Raw genomic sequence first — 2,647 nt, 5'->3', positions numbered from 1 at the left:
TTAAACCAGTTTGATATTTCTGTGGACTGAGACAATGCCGTTTCGAAATCGATCATGTTCGAAACAGGCTTTTGGGCGGCAGTTTCCTGCTTTCTTTTTTTTGAGCGTTCAACAGGATCAGGTGCTGCTTTCTTATTATTATGAGCTACCGTAGAACGTTGCTCATCAGGGTCTGCAGCTACTTTGATATCGTTCTTTTCCGGTGCAGCTGCAAGGTTGCTTATTTCTGATTGGATCGTTTTTTTCTGTTTGTGTTTCTTTTTCTTTTTCTTCTTACGGGAACCCGGAGCCAAATCCTCTGCTTTCAGCTCTGGATCTTCAACATGACTGTTGGTGGCGACGGCTACATGTTCATCAATAGTGTTTTGTCCTGATGCACTTTCAGCTGAAGGTTCAACGGCATCGGGTGCGGTTATTTTGGTTTGCGCTGCAACCATCGTAGGTTGCTCACTGGCATTATTTTCTGCCTTAATATTGCTTTCCTGTTCATTGTCAGGCTTTGGCTTGATATAAGGGTGCAGAGATTCGGGTAACCTGAATGATTCAGACAAATCGCCGAACAGTGATCGTTGAATAATTGCCTGAACCTGTTGCTCAGCGTCACTTGTTAGCATGATTTTTAATGCATTTTCAGCATTTTGCACCCGTCGCTTTGAATCAATACCCGGGTAGGTGTGGTCAAGTTGTGTTTCCTGAAGCAGTTTTTCAACCATGGCGGGCAGGCTTGGTATGAGCAGTTTGGAACCTGTAGCAAAAGGTTCTACCCGCATGAAATCGAAATAGCCTTCAGGCCCGGCAGAAATGTCGATAGATAAAATTCGCCATTTTTTTTCCTCACAACGGGCGATCCCAATGGTGTTCTCTTCGTTTTTATCGGGAAAGCAATTGATCTTTAAGGTGTGCAGTAGCGATTTGCGTTGCGATTCTTTCGGGCTGGCTAAAACCATAGTGTAAATGTTGTTGCGTCTGACAATGGTGCCCGGCAGGATGCGTCTTAGCTCGTCCTCTATGTTGGCCGAAATCGTTTCCAGACTGGTAATATCCTCAACTGCCAGATCCATATCATTGGTAACAGGTACCTTGCCAAGTTCGGTGGGTTTAACCGATGATGCAAGATGTTGCCATCTGGCTGAACCACCATAAATAAGAGCATCTTCGGTATCGGATATAATTCTGCGGGCTTCTGTATAAGTTTTTCTAAAAACAGGTGCGAGCACCATGAGTGCAGGAATTACATAGCGGATATCCTGTTTTTTTACTAAAAATGCGCCCTCGGAATAATTTTTTAAATGATCATCGAAAGACTGTAATTTATCGTTTATCGTTGATGTTGAGAGATCAGGAGCTATAAACGAGATATATTTACTGGCAGAGTCTTGCCAGAAAAAAACCACCGATCCAAGGACGTTTTTGCTAATGTAAAATGCTCCATCGGGGTTCTCTTTATCGTCGAACGGGTAGCAAACCAGACCTAGTTTATTGTAAAACCTGAACAGGTTATGTCCTTGTTCTTCCTGCATGAATTCACCGGGAGTCGTCAAGATCTGTTTTAGCACTGTGCTGGCAGATTTTATGGACGTCTTTTTCAGTGGCCCTTTGCTGGCAGATTTTATGGCGTTGTATTGAAGATTTTCCCGGCATAATAAAAGGTCTTTTTGCCATTCTGGAAACAGTTCCCATAAAGCATTTTCAGACTGACTGTCTCTCAGCCAATCGTTTTCCTGCTTATTTAAGTGGGAGCTGGTCAGAAAGTGAGTGAACCACAGGAAGTTGTTACTGTGATGAGACAGTTTTACAGCATGATTCTCGTGAAACAGGAAAATATGGAGATCTTCAAGTTTACTCAAAGACTGGTGAGGCGAATGATTGTGGTTTTTATCATCGCTATAGCAGCGATATTTCTGACCATCATGAACGATGACCTGTATAGAGTGTTGCAGAGCGTTTGATGCCAGCATCATGTGTTGCTGGTTTTTCGGATCAAAACCCAGGAGCATCTGGTTATATAATGTTTCACTTTCACTATCGGGTGATTGGCATGGATGGTAAAACGTTTCAAACTTCTCCCTTGATTTGATGCCCAGCTGTTCTGAAAGAAAATTCGATCTGTTGATCACTTTTTCAGGCCGAAGCCCGGAGGTTGTGTAGAGATGCATCAGATGTTTAAGCAAGGACGCCGGGGATACTGCGTTTGCTGGTGTGGTCGGATGGTTCCCGCCTGGCGGTGGCGGCTCATTATCATCAACACTTTTCCTTTCGTCAGAGCGAGTACTTCGTTCACTTTTCTTGCCGTTTTGTTCGGCTTTTTTTTTAGAGGGGGAAACACGACGGGACTGAGACGGCCCGCTATTGCCCTGATCGCCAGAAAAAGCAATCATGCCCCTTGTAAATGTTGTTGACGGGAGTTGTGTATCTGGCTGGAACGCATTTCCCGCTTCTGGCAGCAAAGCCAGTGGGTTTCCGTTTGTTTGATGGGTAGAATAGGGGGGTACACGACCAGAAAAGTATGAGTGGACAGGGTGCCCCGGAAACTCCCGGTTCAAATAGGTCAGCACGTTGTTCAGTAACTCTGGCCGCTGTTGAACAAACTGGTAAAGTGAGCCGGGGTCGTTCAGAATTTGCTGCCTTACCCGGTCACTGAGGCTTT

1 protein-coding gene is annotated in these 2,647 nt (G+C 44.8%); it reads right to left on the bottom strand.

Annotation, left to right across the window (positions count from 1 at the left end; all coding sequences use genetic code 11):
- The coding region (locus KBW69_RS23225; protein ID WP_257282505.1) for a hypothetical protein at positions 1–2,647 on the bottom strand (2,647 nt) is incomplete at both ends.

It is taken from the genome of Endozoicomonas sp. ISHI1 (assembly GCF_024606225.1).
Taxonomy (GTDB): Bacteria; Pseudomonadota; Gammaproteobacteria; order Pseudomonadales; family Endozoicomonadaceae; genus Endozoicomonas_A.
This window is presented reverse-complemented; position numbering and strand designations above follow the sequence as displayed.